Source organism: Pseudomonas peli (assembly GCF_900099645.1).
Lineage (GTDB): Bacteria > Pseudomonadota > Gammaproteobacteria > Pseudomonadales > Pseudomonadaceae > Aquipseudomonas > Aquipseudomonas peli.
In genome coordinates, this window is record NZ_FMTL01000001.1 from 1,488,973 (window position 1) to 1,504,807 (window position 15,835).

Here is a 15,835-nt window from a genome sequence, read left to right on the forward strand (position 1 = left end):
TCCATTAACCGTGCGGGGGTTAGTGCATAGAAACCGGGGAATTGATGCATGCGCACTCAACGCACTATGCACCGAGCAGCGAAACATCTTGTGACATGGATCAACAGCCTAGTCAGCATCGCGGGCCGCGCAAACTTTCTGACCGAACAAACAGCTGAGTGCGACGAATAGCCGTGCTAGAGCGGCACAGTGCCATTACGAGCGATGGGCAAAGACGCAGAAACAACAAAGCCCCGCGAGGCGGGGCTTTGTTTTGCAGCTAAGCGGGAGGCTTAGGCGTCGCTATCGGCTGTGGCCTTGTAAGCGGCCGCATCCAGCAGCTTGTCCAGCTCGCTGGCATCGCTCGGCTTGAGCTTGAAGAACCAGCTGCCGTACGGATCGCTGTTGACGCTTTCCGGGCTGTCGGCCAGTCCGTCATTGATCGCGATGACTTCACCGGAAACGGGTGCATAGATGTCGGATGCGGCCTTGACCGATTCCACCACCCCGGCTTCCTGACCGGCATTCAGGCTCTTGCCGACTTCTGGCAGCTCGATGAATACCACATCACCCAGGGCTTCCTGCGCGTGATCGGAAATGCCTACGGTAACGCTGCCATCGGCTTCCAGGCGCGCCCACTCGTGGCTGGCGGCGTAACGCAGATCGGCGGGGATATTGCTCATGTGTCGTTCCTCATCTGACATGACGGCGACCACGCCGTCATGGAAATTTAGCAGGCCTTGGCCATACCGAAAGAAAGTCTTTAAAAACCTAGCGAGCCGCTCCAACACGGGCGCTCTCGACCATCCATGGCTAACTCAAGGCTTAGATAAGCGCCTTGCCGTTACGCACAAAACTCGGCTTGACCACCCGCACCGGGTACCACTTGCCGCGAATCTCAACCTCGGCGCGCTCCTGAGTCGCCGCCGGCACGCGGGCCAGGGCGATGGATTTACCCAGGGTCGGCGAGAAGCTGCCGCTGGTAATCTCACCTTCGCCCACGCCCTCAACCCGCACCACCTGATGCGCACGCAGCACGCCGCGCTCTTCCAGCACCAGGCCCACCAGCTTGGAGGGAACGCCTTCGGCCTTCTGCTTCTGCAGCGCGACACGGCCAACGAAACCACGGCTGGCCGGCTCCCAGGCGATGGTCCAGGCCATGTTGGCGGCCAGTGGGGTAACACTTTCGTCCATGTCCTGGCCGTAAAGGTTCATCCCGGCTTCCAGGCGCAGGGTGTCGCGCGCGCCGAGGCCAATCGGGGAAATCCCGGCACCGACCAGCTCATTAAGGAAGGCCACTACTTCGCTGGCGGGCAGCATGATTTCCAGGCCGTCTTCGCCGGTGTAACCGGTGCGGGCGATAAACCACTCGCCATCAGGCTGGCCTTCGAACGGCTTGAGGCTCTGAATCAGGTTGGCGCGCGACTGGCTGACCAGCTCGGCGGTCTTGCTGCGCGCATGCGGGCCTTGAATGGCCAACATTGCCAGTTCGGATCGCTCGTGCAATTGCACGTCGAAGTCGACGCTCTGCAGGTGCATCCAGGCCAGGTCCTTGTCACGCGTCGAGGCATTCACCACCACGCGGTAACCGAAGTCGGTGAGATAGACGATCAGGTCATCCACCACCCCGCCCTGCTCATTGAGCATGCCGCTGTAGAGGGCTTTACCGATACTTTGCAGGCGCTCGATGTCGTTGGCCAGCAAGTGTTGCAGATAGGCCTTGGCCTGGCTGCCACTGACATCCACCACGGTCATGTGCGACACATCGAACACCCCGCAGTCGCGACGCACCTGATGGTGCTCCTCGACCTGCGAGCCATAGTGCAACGGCATGTCCCAACCGCCGAAGTCGACCATCTTGGCACCCAGAGCGAGGTGCAGGTCATAGAGCGGTGTGCGCTGTCCCATAAGTGTCTCCTTGCGGGCTGGGCAGTGCAGCGGCAACCCGGCTGAGCCCACACAATCGGGCACTGGCACGGGCTATCAAGATGATCGGCCGCTGCGAATGGCGCGCATTGTAGCCGCAACACCGGGGGCGGTCATCCCAACGTAGCAGCCTGTCGCGCAGGCCCGTTTGGCTAACCGTGACGGCGCGCCGAACGGCGGATCAGCAGAATCACCGGCAACAGGCCGACCAGTACCAGAGTCAGGGCCGGCAGCGCAGCGCGTGCCCACTCGCCTTCACTGGTCATTTCAAACACCCGCACCGACAGCGTGTCCCAGCCGAAGGGGCGCATCAACAGGGTGGCGGGCATTTCCTTGAGCACATCGACGAACACCAGCAGCGCCGCCGACAGCGCACCCGGCACCAGTAGGGGCAGATAGACCTTGAAGAACAGCCCGACGCCGCCAACACCGAGGCTGCGCGACGCTTCCGGCAAGGAGGGGCGGATGCGCGCCAGACTGTTTTCCAGCGGCCCGTAGGCCACCGCCATAAAGCGGATCATATAGGCCAGCAGCAGCGCCGACAGGCTGCCGAGCAGAATCGGCTTGCCCGCACCGCCCAGCCAGCTAGACAGCGGAATCACCAGCTCACGGTCCAGATAACTGAAGGCCAGCATAATCGCCACCGCCAGCATCGAACCCGGCAAGGCATAGCCGAGGTTGGCCACGCCGACAGTGCCGCGCATCAAACGGGTCGGGGTCAAGCGCCGGGAGAACGCCAACAGCAAAGCCACGCTGACGGTGATCAGCGCCGCCATCGCGCCCAGATACAAGGTGTGCAGGATCAATGCGCTGTAGCGTTCATCCAGATCGAAACGACCGCGCTGCCAGAACCAGACGATCAGCTGCAGCACCGGGATAACAAAGCCACAGGCGAACACCAGGCCGCACCAGGCACTGGCGGCCAGCGCCTTGCCACCCTTGAGGTGATACAGCGCCTTGCCGCGCGGCCGCTCATTCACCGGACGCACCGCACCGCGGGCGCGGCGTTCGCCGTAGAGCACCAACATCACCGCCAGCAGCAGCAGGCTGGCCAGCTGGGTGGCGCTGGTCAGGCTGTAAAAGCTGTACCAAGTCTTGTAGATGGCCGTGGTGAAGGTGTCGAAGTTGAACACCGAGACCGCGCCGAAATCTGCCAGGGTTTCCATGATGGCCAGCGCCAGACCGGCGCCAATCGCCGGGCGCGCCATCGGCAAGGCGACGCGCCAGAACGCACGCCAGGGGCTCAGACCAAGCACCCGCGCCGCTTCCATCAAGCCCTTGCCCTGGGCCAGAAAGGCATTGCGCGCGAGCAGGTAGACGTAGGGGTAGAACACTAGCACCAACACGATGATCACCCCGCCGGTGGAACGCACCCGGGGAAAGCGTACGTCACTGCCAAACCACTCGCGCAGCAGCGTCTGCAGCGGGCCGGCGAAATCCAGCAGGCCGACAAACACGAACGCCAGTACATAGGCGGGAATGGCAAATGGCAGCATCAGCGCCCAGTCCAGCCAGCGCCGACCGGGGAACTCACAGAGGCTGGTGAGCCAGGCCAGGCTGACGCCGAGCAGCGTCACCCCCACGCCCACACCGAGGACCAACACCAGGGTATTGCCGAGCAGACGCGGCAACTGGGTTTGCCACAGGTGCGCCCAGATCTGCTGGTCGACCTCGTGCCAGCTAAACATCAGCACGCTCAGCGGCAGCAGCACCAGCAAGGCAACGGCAAAGGCGATGGGGTACCAGCGGCGCTGGGCAGGATGGGCCACGCAAAATCCTCAAGACAAAAACACAACGCCCCGGGCTAAGCCGGGGCGTCGAGTATAACTGCGTGCGTAGAGTTAGAACCTGATTACGATTTCGCGAGCTAGAGTCCTGCAAGGCAAAAACAGGCGAGGAAGCGGAGTGTACTTTTGTACATGAGCATTCCGAGCCTGTTTTTAACGCCGCAGGGCCGACGCGCAGCAAATCGTTATGGTCTTAGTTCCAGCCAGCGCGGTCCATCAGCATGGTGGCTTCGGCCTGGCGCTTGCCAGCCACTTCGGTGGCGATGGTATCGGCCTTGAAAGTACCCCAGGCAGCCACTTCGGCAGACGGCTCAACCGCCGGGTTGGCCGGGAACTCCTGGTTAACGCCGGCGAAGATGGTCTGCGCTTCTTCGGTGGTCATCCACTCCAGCAGCTTGCGTGCGGCTTCGGCGTTTGGCGCGTACTTGGTCACACCGGCACCGGCCAGGTTGACGTGCACGCCACGGTCGTTCTGGTTCGGCCAGTACGGCTTGACTTTCAGATCCGGCTGCTGCTGGTGCAGGCGGCCGTAGTAGTAGGTGTTGGTGATGCCAACGTCGCACTGGCCGGCGTCGATGGCTTGCAGCAGCGCGGTGTCATCGGCGAACACGTCGGTGGCCAGGTTGTTGACCCAGCCCCTGACGATTTCTTCAGTTTTGGCCGCGCCATGGGTTTCGATCAGGGTGGCGGTCAGCGACTGGTTGTAGACCTTCTTGCTGGTACGCAGGCACAGGCGGCCTTCCCAGTTCTTGTCAGCCAGGGATTCGTAGGTGCTCAGCTCGCTCGGTTTAACCCGCTCGGTGGAGTAGAAGATGGTCCGCGCGCGCAGCGACAGGCCGGTCCAGCTGTCAGTGCTGGAGCGGTACTGGGCCGGGATATTGGCGTTGATAAGCTCAGATTTGGTCGGCTGCAGCACGCCTTCCTGCTCGGCTTGCCAGAGGTTGCCGGCGTCTACGGTGATCAGCAGGTCAGCCGGGGTATTGGCACCTTCAGCCTTCAGACGCGCGATCAGCGGCGCTTCCTTGTCGGTGATGAACTTGACCTTAACCCCGGTTTTGGCGGTGTAGGCATCGAACACCGGCTTGATCAGCTCGTCGATACGCGAGGAATACACCACCACTTCATCGGCGGCCTGCGCTGTGCTGGCGAGCGCAGTGAGGGAGAGTGCGGCGAACAAGCCTTTGCTTACCTGCATGGTGTAATGCCTCTTGGTATAGACGAGTTAAGGTGCCAAATAGTAGTGAATGACATTTAGGTTCTCAACTCGTTATCTATTTAAACCTGTAACAAGTGCCTTCAATCCTCCTTATGCCACCGCCTGCTGCGCGGCCAACTGCTTGGCCTGCTCACGCAAAACAAACTTCTGCACCTTGCCGGTGCTGGTTTTCGGCAGGCAGGTAAACACCACGCAGCCCGGCACCTTGAAACGCGCCATACGCTGCTGACAGAAGGCGATTACTTCCTCGGCCGTCAGCTCGGCACCTGGCTTGAGGGTGACAAAAGCGCAGGGGGTTTCGCCCCATTTGGCATGGGCCATGGCCACCACAGCGGCTTCGAGGATCTGCGGATGGCGATACAGCACGTCTTCCACCTCGATGGAGGAGATGTTCTCGCCGCCGGAAATGATGATGTCCTTGCTGCGATCCTTGATCTCCACATAGCCGTCAGCGTGCCACACCGCCAGATCGCCGGAGTGGAACCAGCCACCGGCAAAGGCCTCGGCGGTGGCAGAGGGGTTTTTCAGGTAGCCCTTCATCACCACGTTGCCGCGCATCATGATTTCGCCGATGGTCTGGCCGTCTTTCGGCACCGGTTGCAGGGTGTCCGGGTCGGCCACCATCAGGCCGTCGAGCAGCGGCGCTCGCACGCCCTGGCGGGACTTCAGGCGCGCACGCTGCTCCGGGCTTTCACTGTCCCACTCGCTTTTCCACTCGCAAGCCACGCTGGGGCCGTAGGTTTCGGTCAGGCCATAAACGTGGGTAACGCGGAATTCCAGGGCTTCCATGGCTTCGATTACCGCAGCGGGTGGCGCGGCGCCGGCGGTGAGCACTTTTACCGGCTGGGTCTTCAGCTCTTTTAGCGCCTCATCAGCGTTGGCCAGCATATTCAGTACGATGGGCGCACCGCAGAAATGGTCGACGCCATGCTCGGCGAGCAACGGGTAGATGGCTTCGGCACGCACATGGCGCAGGCACACGTTGACCCCGACATAGGCGGCCAGCGCCCAGGGGAAGCACCAGCCGTTGCAGTGGAACATCGGCAGCGTCCACAGGTACACCGGGAAGCGGCTCATGTCCCAGCACATGGCGTTGGACAGCGCATTTAGGTGTGCGCCACGGTGATGATAAACCACGCCTTTGGGGTTGCCGGTGGTGCCGGAGGTGTAATTGAGGGAGATCGCCTGCCACTCATCAGCCGGCAACTGCCAGGCATAGTTCGGGTCACCTTCGGCCAACAGCGCCTCGTACTCCAGCTGACCGATCAGCAGACCGTCAGCGTATTCCGGGTCATCGATACCAATCACCAACGGCGGCTGTGGCAAGTGGCCGACCACGCGCTGGGCCAACTCGCCGAACTCCTTGTCCACCAGCAACACCTTGGCTTCGCCGTGCTGCAGGATAAAGGCGATGGCTTCGGCATCCAGGCGGGTATTGATGGCATTCAGCACGGCACCGCACATCGGCACACCAAAATGCGCCTCGAACATCGCCGGGCCGTTGGGCGCGATCACCGCCACCGTGTCGCCCAGGCCGATGCCACGCTGGGCCAGCGCCGAGGCCAAACGAATACTGCGGCTATAGGTTTCGCCCCAGGTCTGCCGCAGGCTGCCATTAATCAGCGCCAGGCGCTGCGGGTAGACGCTGGCGGCGCGCTCAAGAAAGCTCAGCGGGCTGAGCGCCTGAAAATTTGCTGCATCACGGGGCATGCCGTATTCGTAGGGATTGACGCTGTGCATTGTTGTTCTCCAGCTGGGCGTTGTGCGCAGAGACCATAGCAGCCGTAAGGTTTTTGCGATGCGCGACCTTGGTCGAAACCGTGACTCGCAAGTCAGCAATCACGTCAGCATAGGCATCCGAACAGCCATGCTGGGCGCTTGATCGCGGCGCAATAACCGCCGCAGAGCGTTCCAGACTGCGTGACAAGCCTCCATAGCCTTATCTCGGTTTGTCTGGCGTTATCTTTTCAAGGAGTTATCGAGTGACTTCACGCTTACCTGTGATCGTTGGTTTTGGTGGCTATAACGCGGCTGGGCGCAGCTCCTTCCACCATGGTTTCCGCCGCACCGTGATCGAGTCCATGGACACGCCCGCGCGCCAGCAGACCCTAGCCGGCCTGGCGGTGATGATGAAACTGGTCAAGGTGGTTGATGGCCACTATCAGGATGACGCCGGCAACACCCTGAGCCTGGCCGAGATCGACAGCCGTTTCGCCGAGCAGATTCTCGCCTCGACCCTGGTGCGACGCATCGAGAAGCAGCACCTGGATGTCGACGCCGTGCACTGGCAGAAGACCATCGACATCAGCGCCACCGCCGGCCAGCCGCTGAGCTTTATCACCCTGCGCAAGCACCTGCCCGAGCCGCTGCCATCCGACTGGACGGTGGACGAGTTGAACGCCAGCGAAGTACTGGTGACCCTGCACGACAACTGCGAATTCAAGGTCGACAGCTACCGCGCCCTGCCGGTGAAATCCGCCGGACAGCTGCCCAGCGGCTTCGAGCCGAGCGAGCTGTATAACGCGCGCTTCCATCCGCGCGGTCTGGCCATGACCATCGTCGGCGTCACCGACGCCCTACGCGCCACCGGCATCGACTGGCAGACCATCATGCAGCATGTGGCGCCGGACGAAGTCGCAGTGTTTGCCGGCAGCATCATGAGTCAGCTGGATGAAAACGGCTTCGGCGGCCTGATGCAGTCGCGCCTCAAGGGTGGTCGTGTCACCGCCAAGCAGCTGGCCCTGGGCCTGAACACCATGCCGGCGGACTTTATCAACGCCTATGTACTGGGCAGCGTCGGCACCACCGGCAGCGTCACCGGCGCCTGCGCCACCTTCCTTTATAACCTGCAGAAAGGCATCGAGCTGATCAGTACGGGCAAAGCGCGGGTAGCCATCGTCGGCAATAGCGAAGCACCGATCAATCAGGAATGCATCGAGGGCTACGGTGCCATGGGCGCGCTGGCCACCGAAGACGGCCTGCGCCAGATCGAAGGCAACGAGACTGTTGATTTTCGCCGCGCCAGCCGCCCGTTTGGCGAAAACTGCGGCTTTACCCTGGCCGAAGCCTGCCAGTTCGTGGTGCTGATGGACGACGCACTGGCCCTGGAGCTGGGCGCGGACATCCATGGCGCTGTGCCGGATGTGTTTATCAACGCCGACGGCTTCAAGAAATCCATTTCCGCCCCCGGCCCCGGCAACTACCTGACCGTGGCCAAGGCCGTGGCCAGCGCCGTGCAACTGTTGGGCATCGACGCAGTGCGTGAGCGCAGCTTTGTGCATGCCCACGGCTCCAGCACCCCGGCCAACCGCGTGACCGAATCGGAAATTCTCGACCGCGTGGCCGCAGCCTTCTACATCAAGCAGTGGCCGGTCACCGCAGTGAAAGCCTTTGTCGGCCATTCCCTGGCCACCGCCAGTGGTGACCAGGTGATCTCCGCCCTGGGCAGTTTCAAGTACGGCATCATCCCCGGCATCAAGACCATCGATGCGGTGGCTGAAGACGTGCACCAACAGCACCTAAGCTTCGCCACCGCCGACCGCACCCGCGCGCCCGGGCAGCTGGATCTGTGCGTAATCAACTCCAAGGGCTTTGGCGGCAACAACGCCAGCGCCCTGCTGCTGGCGCCGCATGTGGCCGAACGCATGCTGCGCAAGCGCCATGGCGAAGCGGCCTTTGCTGCCTACCTGCAGCGCCGCGAAGCCACGCGCAACGCCGCTCAGGCCTACGACGCGCAGGCGCTGCTGGGTGACCTGGGGATTATCTATAACTTCGGCAACGACCTGATCGACGATAAGCAGATCGAGATCAGCGCCGAACAGATCAAGGTGCCGGGCTTCGCCCAGCCGCTGCTGTTTAAAAAGGACGAACGCTACGGCGATATGCTCGACTGAGCATCAGTGATGGGTGGGCCTGCGGCTAACCCATCCTAAGGCCTTGGCTTAATCCAGCGCACGAGCCAGCTGAATCAGCTCGGCGCGCCAGGGGGCGGCGGCCGGCAGAGCCAGAAAATACGGGTTAAGCAGCGACTCACGCGCCTCATAGGTCAGCACTTCGCCCTTGAGCGTCAGCACTTCACCACCAGCGCCTTCCAGCACGCCCTGCGCCGCGGCGGTGTCCCACTGCGAGGTGGGGGCCAGACGCGGGTAGCAATCGGCATTGCCTTCGGCCAGCTGGCAGAACTTCAGCGAGCTGCCGACATTGGCCAGTTGCAGATCACCAAAACGCTCGCTCAACCCGGTCAACAACGCTTCCTGCGCCGGGCTGGAATGACGGCGGCTGGCCACCAGAGTAAACGCCTCCTGCGGGGCCAGCCGTACACGAATCGGCTCAGCCTGGCCCGCCGCATCGGCGCGCCAAGCTCCCATGCCTGCACCGCCGTAATAGCACTGGCCGGTGGCCGGAATGCCCACCACGCCAAACACCACGCGCCCCTGCTCAATCAGCGCGACGTTGACGGTGAACTCTTCGGAGCCGGCGATAAATTCCTTGGTGCCATCCAGCGGGTCAACCAGCCACCAGCGCGACCACAGCGCACGAGTGCTCAGGGCAATATCGGCCGCCTCTTCGGATAGCACCGGAATATCAGCCGCCAAGGCCAGCAGGCCGTCATTAAGAATATGGTGCGCGGCCATGTCGGCAGCCGTGAGCGGCGACGCATCGGCTTTTTCATTCACCGTCACATCGGCGCGCCAATGCGGCAATGTTGCCGCGCCAGCCTGGCGCACCAGTTCAATCACAGCGGGGATCAGCGGATGGCTCATGGCTTAAAGATCCCACGCTGAGTCAGTACATCGCGGGCCAGGTACAGCGCGGCCAGGGCGCGACCTTCGGTGAATTGCGGGTGCTGGATCAGGCTCGACAGTTCGCGTAGGCTGGTCTGGTCGACGCGCATCGGCTCCGGCTCATCGCCCGGCAGGCGTTCTTCATAGAGGTCCGAGGCCAGTACCACCTGAATCTTCTGGCTCATATAGCCCGGCGACAGGCTCAGCTCGGCCAGCAGCTCAAGCTGGCGCGCACCAAAACCGGCTTCTTCCTTCAGTTCGCGGTTGGCCGCCACCAACACGTCCTCACCGGGTTCGATCAGCCCTTTGGGCAGCGACAACTGATAGTCATCGGTGCCGCCGCAATATTCCTCGACCAGCAGGGCATGCTCGGCATCGACCATCGCCACCACCATCACCGCGCCATAGCCGGAACCCTTGCCCACCAGCCGCTCGTAGGTGCGCTCCACGCCGTTGCTGAAGCGCAGTTGCAGCTCCTCAACGCGGAACAGGCGGCTGCTGGCGACAATTTCGCGAGCGAGTACGGTGGGTTTCTGACGCATGGGGCGGCTCCTGGGCAGGACATAGCGGGTTATCATAGCGCGGCTTTTCCTATTATCTGCGTAGGAGATTGCGCGATCACGACGCCTGCGGCGCAAATCGCGACCGCCTGCGCATCTACCAGAAGAACTGCGCATGCCTGCCTTGCCCTGGAACGCCATCGACACCGTCCTGCTGGATATGGACGGCACCCTGCTCGACCTGCACTTCGACAACCACTTCTGGTTGCAGCACCTGCCGCAGCGCTATGCCGAGCATCATGGCGTCAGCCGCGCGCTGGCCGAAGCCGAACTGCTGCCGCTGTTTCGCGAGCACGCCGGTACGCTCAACTGGTACTGCACGGATTTCTGGAGCCGCGAGTTGAACCTGTCGATCCGCGACCTCAAGCGCGAAGTCGCGCACCTGATCGCCCTGCGCCCGGACGCCGACACCTTTATCCAGGCGCTGCGCCAGGCCGGCAAGCAGGTGGTGCTGATCACCAACGCGCACCGCGATTCGCTGTCGCTGAAGCTGGAACGCATCGAACTGGCGCCCTATTTCGACCGGCTGATCAGCTCCCACGACTATGGCTTCCCCAAGGAAGACCAGCAGTTCTGGCACGCCCTGCAGCAAGACATCAGCTTCACACCGGCGCGCAGCCTGTTTATCGATGACAGCCTGCCGATCCTGCGCAGCGCCGGGCGCTTTGGCATCGGCCACCTGCTCGCCGTGCGTCAGCCCGATAGCCAGGCGGGGCCGAAGGACACCGAGGAGTTTGCAGCCGTCGAAGACTACCGCGCACTGGTGCAGGGGCTTTAACCTCACACCCGCTGGCCGCCCTAGGACGTTGAGGACGCATCATGGATATCAAACAGCTGAAGTTCCTCATCGCCCTGGATGAAACCCGCCACTTCGGCCAGGCCGCCGCGCGTTGCCACATCACCCAGCCGACCCTGTCGATGCGCCTGCGTCAGTTGGAGGACGAACTGGGTCTGGAGTTGGTGCGCCGTGGCCAACGCTTTGAGGGGTTCAGCGCCGAGGGTGAGCGCATTCTGGCCTGGGCGCGCAGCCTGATGGCCGCGCACGATGGCCTGTATGCCGAAGCAGCAGCCTGCCGTGGCCAGCTGGTCGGCACCCTGCGCCTGGGCGTGGTGCCACTGGCCGGTTTCGATCCCATGCGCCTAGTGCAGTTTTTCGCTGAGCAGCATGCCGGGCTGCGCTTTCAGTTGTTCGCCCTGAGCAGCGAGGAAATTCTCGAGCGCCTGGGGCGTAATCAACTCGACCTTGGCCTGTCGTATCTCGACCGCCTCAACCCGGAACATTTTGACAGCCTGGAGCTGGCCGAAACGCGCATGGGCCTGCTGTATGACCGCCGCCACTTCCAGTTCACCGACCCGGCCCTGCGCTGGGAAAGCCTGATCGACCTGCCGCTGGGCCTGCTCTCGGCCGGCATGCACTTTCGCCAGTCCATCGACCACAGCTTTCGCTCCCGTGGCCTGACGCCCAGCCCACGGCTGGAAACCGATGCGGTGCATCAACTACTGCAAGCGGTCAGCGCCGGGCTGTGTTGCGCAATCATGCCGCTCAACAGCGGCCTGGCCGAGTTCACCGAGCACTTGGCGCTGACGCCGATTGAGGATGCCCACACCCTCGCCCCGCTGGGCCTGATCCTGCGCCGCAGCGCGCCGCGCTCGGCCCTGGCCGTGGCCTGCTTTGCTGAAGCGCAGAAACTTTTACCGGACGCGACTGACTGAAAGGCCCAGGTTTGAAGCTTTGATAGATGCTGTCGATCACGAGATCAGCAACAGTGATTAGACGCCCCCGTTAGAGCGGCCTAGGCTGGCGCTATTGCCTCGCCGCCGGGAAGCCTGCTCATGCCACGTCACGCCCCGACCGTCGCTAAAGATTCCGCGCCGATACTGCTGCCAGCACCCACCTACAGCTATGTCGAACTGGCGGACGCACCACAGGACGGCGCTGCTGCGCTGGCCAGCGAGACGGCGCTGGCGATCAGCTACAACGGCATCAGCCACAGCGTGATGATGGTCTCGCCCAGCGACCTTGAAGACTTTATCTACGGTTTCAGCCTGAGTGCCGGCCTGATCGACAGCTTCGATGAGGTCTATGATATTCGCCTCCAGCAGCACGACAGCGCCATCAGCGCCGAGGTGCAAGTCAGCAACCGCGCCTTCTGGGCGCTCAAGCAGCAGCGGCGCACCCTGGCTGGCAACAGCGGCTGCGGTCTGTGTGGGGTGGAGGCGCTTGAACAAGCCCTGCCGCACCTGCAAAGCCTCACGCCCAGTCCACTGCCGGCAGCCGCCCACTTACAAGGTTTACGTACGCGAATTCAGGCCGTACAAACGATGGCCCGCCACAGCGGCGCCGTGCATGCCGCGCTGTTTGTTGATGGCCAGGGGCAGATCCGCCTGTGCCGAGAAGACATCGGCCGGCATAACGCCCTCGACAAGCTGCTCGGTGCCCTGCATCGCGAAGGTGGGGACCCGCGCCAGGGTTTTGCCGTGGTCACCAGCCGTTGCAGCCTGGAGCTGATCCACAAGACCCTGCGCGCCGGCATCGGCACCTTGGTCAGCCTGTCCGCGCCGACCACCCTCAGCGTGCAGTGGGCGCGACAGCACAACCTCAACCTGATTCACCTGCCCCAGCACAACGCGCCACGGGTCTACAGCCCGGCCGCACCCGGAGTCGCCCAGCCATGAGCCTGCAACCGATCAATCCGCGCTATCAACCGTACAAGGGCGCAGCCGCCGGCTGGGGCGCGTTGCGCAGCGTGACGCACTTCTGGCTGGACAGTAAGCAGCCGTTCAAAAATCTGCGTGCCCTGCTCAAAACCAACCAGCACGGCGGCTTCGACTGCCCCGGCTGCGCCTGGGGTGATTCACCGGAAGACGGCCGCATCAAGTTCTGCGAGAACGGCGCCAAAGCGGTCAACTGGGAAGCCACCAAACGCCGTGTGGACGCGGCTTTCTTCGCCCGTTACAGCGTCAGCCAACTGCGTGAACAAAGCGATTACTGGCTTGAATACCAGGGCCGCCTAACCGAGCCGATGCGCTATGACGCCGCCAGCGATCATTACCAACCGATCAGCTGGGACGCCGCTCTCGCCCTGATCGCCGAGCATCTGAATGCGCTGGAAAACCCCAATCAGGCCGAGTTCTACACCTCCGGCCGCGCCAGCAACGAAGCAGCCTACCTCTATCAGCTGTTCGTCCGCGCCTTTGGCAGCAACAACTTCCCTGACTGCTCGAACATGTGCCACGAAGCCAGCGGCGTGGCCCTCGGGCAGAGCGTGGGCGTCGGCAAGGGCAGTGTGACCTTCGCCGACTTCGAGCACAGCGATGCGATCTTCGTGCTCGGGCAGAACCCCGGCACCAACCACCCGCGCATGCTTGAACCGCTGCGCGAGGCGGTGAAGCGCGGCGCGCAGGTGGTGTGCTTCAACCCGCTGAAGGAGCGCGGCCTGGAGCGCTTTCAGCATCCGCAACATGCGCTGGAGATGCTCAGAAACGGCTCCGAACCGCTCAACACCGCGTTCTTCCGCCCGGCTCTGGGCGGTGATTTAGCCGCCCTGCGCGGCATGGCCAAGTTCCTCCTGCAATGGCACCGCGAAGCGCTGGCCCAGGGCGAGCCAGCGGTGTTCGACCTGACCTTTATCGCGGAACACACCCACGGCGTGGACGACTATTTAGCGCTGCTGGATACCAGCAGTTGGGCGTCGCTGGTCGAGCAATCCGGCCTGAGCCTGGATGAGCTGCAACACGCTGCCCTGCTCTACCGCCGTGCCGAGCGGGTGATTATCTGCTGGGCCATGGGCATCACCCAGCACCACAACTCGGTGGCGACCATTCAGGAAATCGTCAACCTGCAGCTGCTGCGCGGCAACCTCGGCCGCCCCGGCGCTGGCCTGTGCCCGGTGCGCGGCCACAGTAACGTGCAGGGCGACCGCACCATGGGCATCAATGAGCGCCCGCCAGCGGCCTTTCTCGATGCGCTGGAGCAACGCTTTAACTTCCAGGTGCCGCGTGCGCAGGGCCACAACACCGTCGAGGCGATCAACGCCATGCTCGACGGAAAGGCCAAGGTGTTTATCGGTTTGGGCGGCAACTTTGCCCAAGCCACCCCGGACAGCCCGCGCAGCCATGCCGCGCTGAGCCGCTGCGCGCTAACCGTGCAGATCAGCACCAAACTCAACCGCAGCCACCTGACCACGGGAGCCGACGCGCTGATCCTGCCGTGCCTCGGCCGTACCGATATCGACCACCAGGCAGGCGGCCCGCAAGCGGTGACCGTGGAAGACTCGTTCAGCATGATCCACGCCTCCTACGGCCAGCTCGAACCGCTGTCGGCGCAGATGCGTTCGGAGCCGGCGATCATTGCCGGTATCGCCAAGGCCACGCTGGGCAATCATCCGGTCGACTGGGACGCGCTGATTGCCGATTACCGGCGCATCCGCGAACTGATTGCCGAGACCATTCCTGGCTTCAAGGACTTCAACCAGCGCCTGCAACACCCCGGCGGTTTCTACCTGGGCAACGCCGCTGCCGAACGGCGCTGGCTGACCGCCAGCCACAAAGCCAACTTCAAGGCAAACCCGCTGCCTACCGATCTGCTGCCGCCGCAGGTGCGCAGCAGCGGGCAAACGCCGGATCTGATCCTGCAGACGCTGCGCTCCCACGATCAGTACAACACCACCATCTATGGCCTGGATGACCGCTACCGTGGGGTCAAAGGCCAGCGCCAGGTGCTGTTCGTCAACGAAGCGGACATCCTGCGCCTGGGCTTTCAGCCGGGGCAGCAGGTCGATATCCAGTCGATCTGGGATGACGGCATCGAGCGCAAGGTTGTGGGCTTTACCCTGCTGGCCTTCGACATTCCCGCTGGCCAAGCGGCGGCCTACTACCCGGAGGCCAACCCCCTGGTGCCGCTGCAGAGTTTTGGCGCGGGCAGCTTTACCCCAACCTCGAAATACGTAGCCATCCGCTTGCAGGCCCATCAGGCCACTGCGCGCATTCTTTAAGCGAATGTGTGGCGGCGATCACAGCGGCGACCAGCGGCAGGGAATTTTTCGGCAAACCGCCCTCTAAGACTGTGCGCGGAGTAATCATCCTTTAAAAACAAAGGCCTAGCTCCGCACACCCATTTAGTCGAGAAGGTCTGCCGTATGCGTACATTATTTTCTGCGCTGGTATTCAGCGCCCTGGCTTCGCCCCTGGCCCTGGCGGGCGATACCGGCAAGGTCGCCATCGGCGGCGGTATTGGTGGCGCCCTGGGCAACGTAATCGGTCAACAAGTCGGTGGCAGCACCGGCGCGGCGATTGGTGCAGGCCTGGGCGGCGCAGCGGGTGGGGTGATTACCGCCCGCGACGGCAACAAGACCGAAGCCGCACTCGGCGGTGGCCTGGGCGCAGCCGGTGGTTCGGTACTGGGTAATAAGGTCGGCGGCAGCACCGGTTCAACCATCGGCGCCGGCCTGGGCGGCGCAGCCGGTGGCGCATTAGCTAATGAATACGCCGGCGGCAGCGAACGTGATCGCGGCCACTACAACGGCAAGAAACACAAGAAGCATAAAAAGCACAAACATCACTAAGTGCCGAGTGCTGACAACA

General features: G+C 62.9%; 13 protein-coding genes. 6 read left to right on the plus strand and 7 right to left on the minus strand.

Going from position 1 to position 15,835, the window contains the following annotated elements; translation table 11 throughout:
- Window positions 1–272: 272 nt before the first annotated feature.
- The 5 genes from gcvH to BLO50_RS07115 form a co-directional block, all read right to left on the minus strand.
- On the minus strand, window positions 273–662 hold the full coding sequence (gene gcvH, locus BLO50_RS07095) for a glycine cleavage system protein GcvH (protein ID WP_090250315.1): 390 nt from the start codon (window positions 660–662) through the stop codon (window positions 273–275).
- A gap of 142 nt (window positions 663–804) precedes the next feature.
- A complete protein-coding gene (gene gcvT / locus BLO50_RS07100; RefSeq protein ID WP_090250318.1) occupies window positions 805–1,887 on the minus strand; it encodes a glycine cleavage system aminomethyltransferase GcvT in 1,083 nt (360 codons plus the stop codon).
- A 170-nt stretch (window positions 1,888–2,057) separates the two neighbouring features.
- On the minus strand, window positions 2,058–3,674 hold the full coding sequence (locus BLO50_RS07105) for an ABC transporter permease (protein WP_090250321.1): 1,617 nt from the start codon (window positions 3,672–3,674) through the stop codon (window positions 2,058–2,060).
- 211 nt (window positions 3,675–3,885) lie between these two features.
- Complete coding sequence (locus BLO50_RS07110; protein WP_090250324.1) at window positions 3,886–4,887, minus strand: extracellular solute-binding protein; 1,002 nt, start codon at window positions 4,885–4,887, stop codon at window positions 3,886–3,888.
- 111 nt (window positions 4,888–4,998) lie between these two features.
- Window positions 4,999–6,648, minus strand: a complete 1,650-nt coding sequence (locus BLO50_RS07115) for an acyl-CoA synthetase (protein WP_090250327.1) — start codon at window positions 6,646–6,648, stop codon at window positions 4,999–5,001.
- 242 nt (window positions 6,649–6,890) lie between these two features.
- Here BLO50_RS07115 and BLO50_RS07120 point away from each other — a divergent pair, with 242 nt between their 5' ends.
- A complete protein-coding gene (locus tag BLO50_RS07120; protein WP_090250330.1) occupies window positions 6,891–8,801 on the plus strand; it encodes a beta-ketoacyl synthase in 1,911 nt (636 codons plus the stop codon).
- 48 nt (window positions 8,802–8,849) lie between these two features.
- On the opposite strand, the gene cysQ is transcribed toward BLO50_RS07120, so the two are convergent.
- Both cysQ and nudE read right to left on the minus strand, forming a co-directional pair.
- Complete coding sequence (cysQ, locus tag BLO50_RS07125; protein WP_090250332.1) at window positions 8,850–9,671, minus strand: 3'(2'),5'-bisphosphate nucleotidase CysQ; 822 nt, start codon at window positions 9,669–9,671, stop codon at window positions 8,850–8,852.
- On the minus strand, window positions 9,668–10,234 hold the full coding sequence (gene nudE, locus BLO50_RS07130; protein ID WP_090250334.1) for an ADP compounds hydrolase NudE: 567 nt from the start codon (window positions 10,232–10,234) through the stop codon (window positions 9,668–9,670). Before nudE ends, cysQ begins: the two co-directional genes overlap by 4 nt.
- A 133-nt stretch (window positions 10,235–10,367) precedes the next feature.
- Here nudE and yrfG point away from each other — a divergent pair, with 133 nt between their 5' ends.
- From yrfG to BLO50_RS07155, 5 genes are all read left to right on the plus strand, one after another.
- The gene (gene yrfG / locus BLO50_RS07135) at window positions 10,368–11,030 is read left to right on the plus strand and encodes a GMP/IMP nucleotidase (RefSeq protein ID WP_090250336.1); all 663 of its coding nucleotides are present in this window, start codon (window positions 10,368–10,370) and stop codon (window positions 11,028–11,030) included.
- A gap of 41 nt (window positions 11,031–11,071) precedes the next feature.
- The gene (locus BLO50_RS07140) at window positions 11,072–11,965 is read left to right on the plus strand and encodes a LysR family transcriptional regulator (protein ID WP_090250338.1); all 894 of its coding nucleotides are present in this window, start codon (window positions 11,072–11,074) and stop codon (window positions 11,963–11,965) included.
- A gap of 120 nt (window positions 11,966–12,085) precedes the next feature.
- Window positions 12,086–12,928, plus strand: a complete 843-nt coding sequence (gene fdhD / locus BLO50_RS07145; protein ID WP_090250341.1) for a formate dehydrogenase accessory sulfurtransferase FdhD — start codon at window positions 12,086–12,088, stop codon at window positions 12,926–12,928.
- On the plus strand, window positions 12,925–15,246 hold the full coding sequence (locus BLO50_RS07150) for an FdhF/YdeP family oxidoreductase (protein WP_090250344.1): 2,322 nt from the start codon (window positions 12,925–12,927) through the stop codon (window positions 15,244–15,246). The genes fdhD and BLO50_RS07150 overlap by 4 nt, the downstream gene beginning before the upstream one ends.
- Before the next feature lie 144 nt (window positions 15,247–15,390).
- Window positions 15,391–15,816, plus strand: a complete 426-nt coding sequence (locus BLO50_RS07155; RefSeq protein ID WP_090250346.1) for a glycine zipper domain-containing protein — start codon at window positions 15,391–15,393, stop codon at window positions 15,814–15,816.
- The last annotated feature ends 19 nt before the right edge of the window (window positions 15,817–15,835 follow it).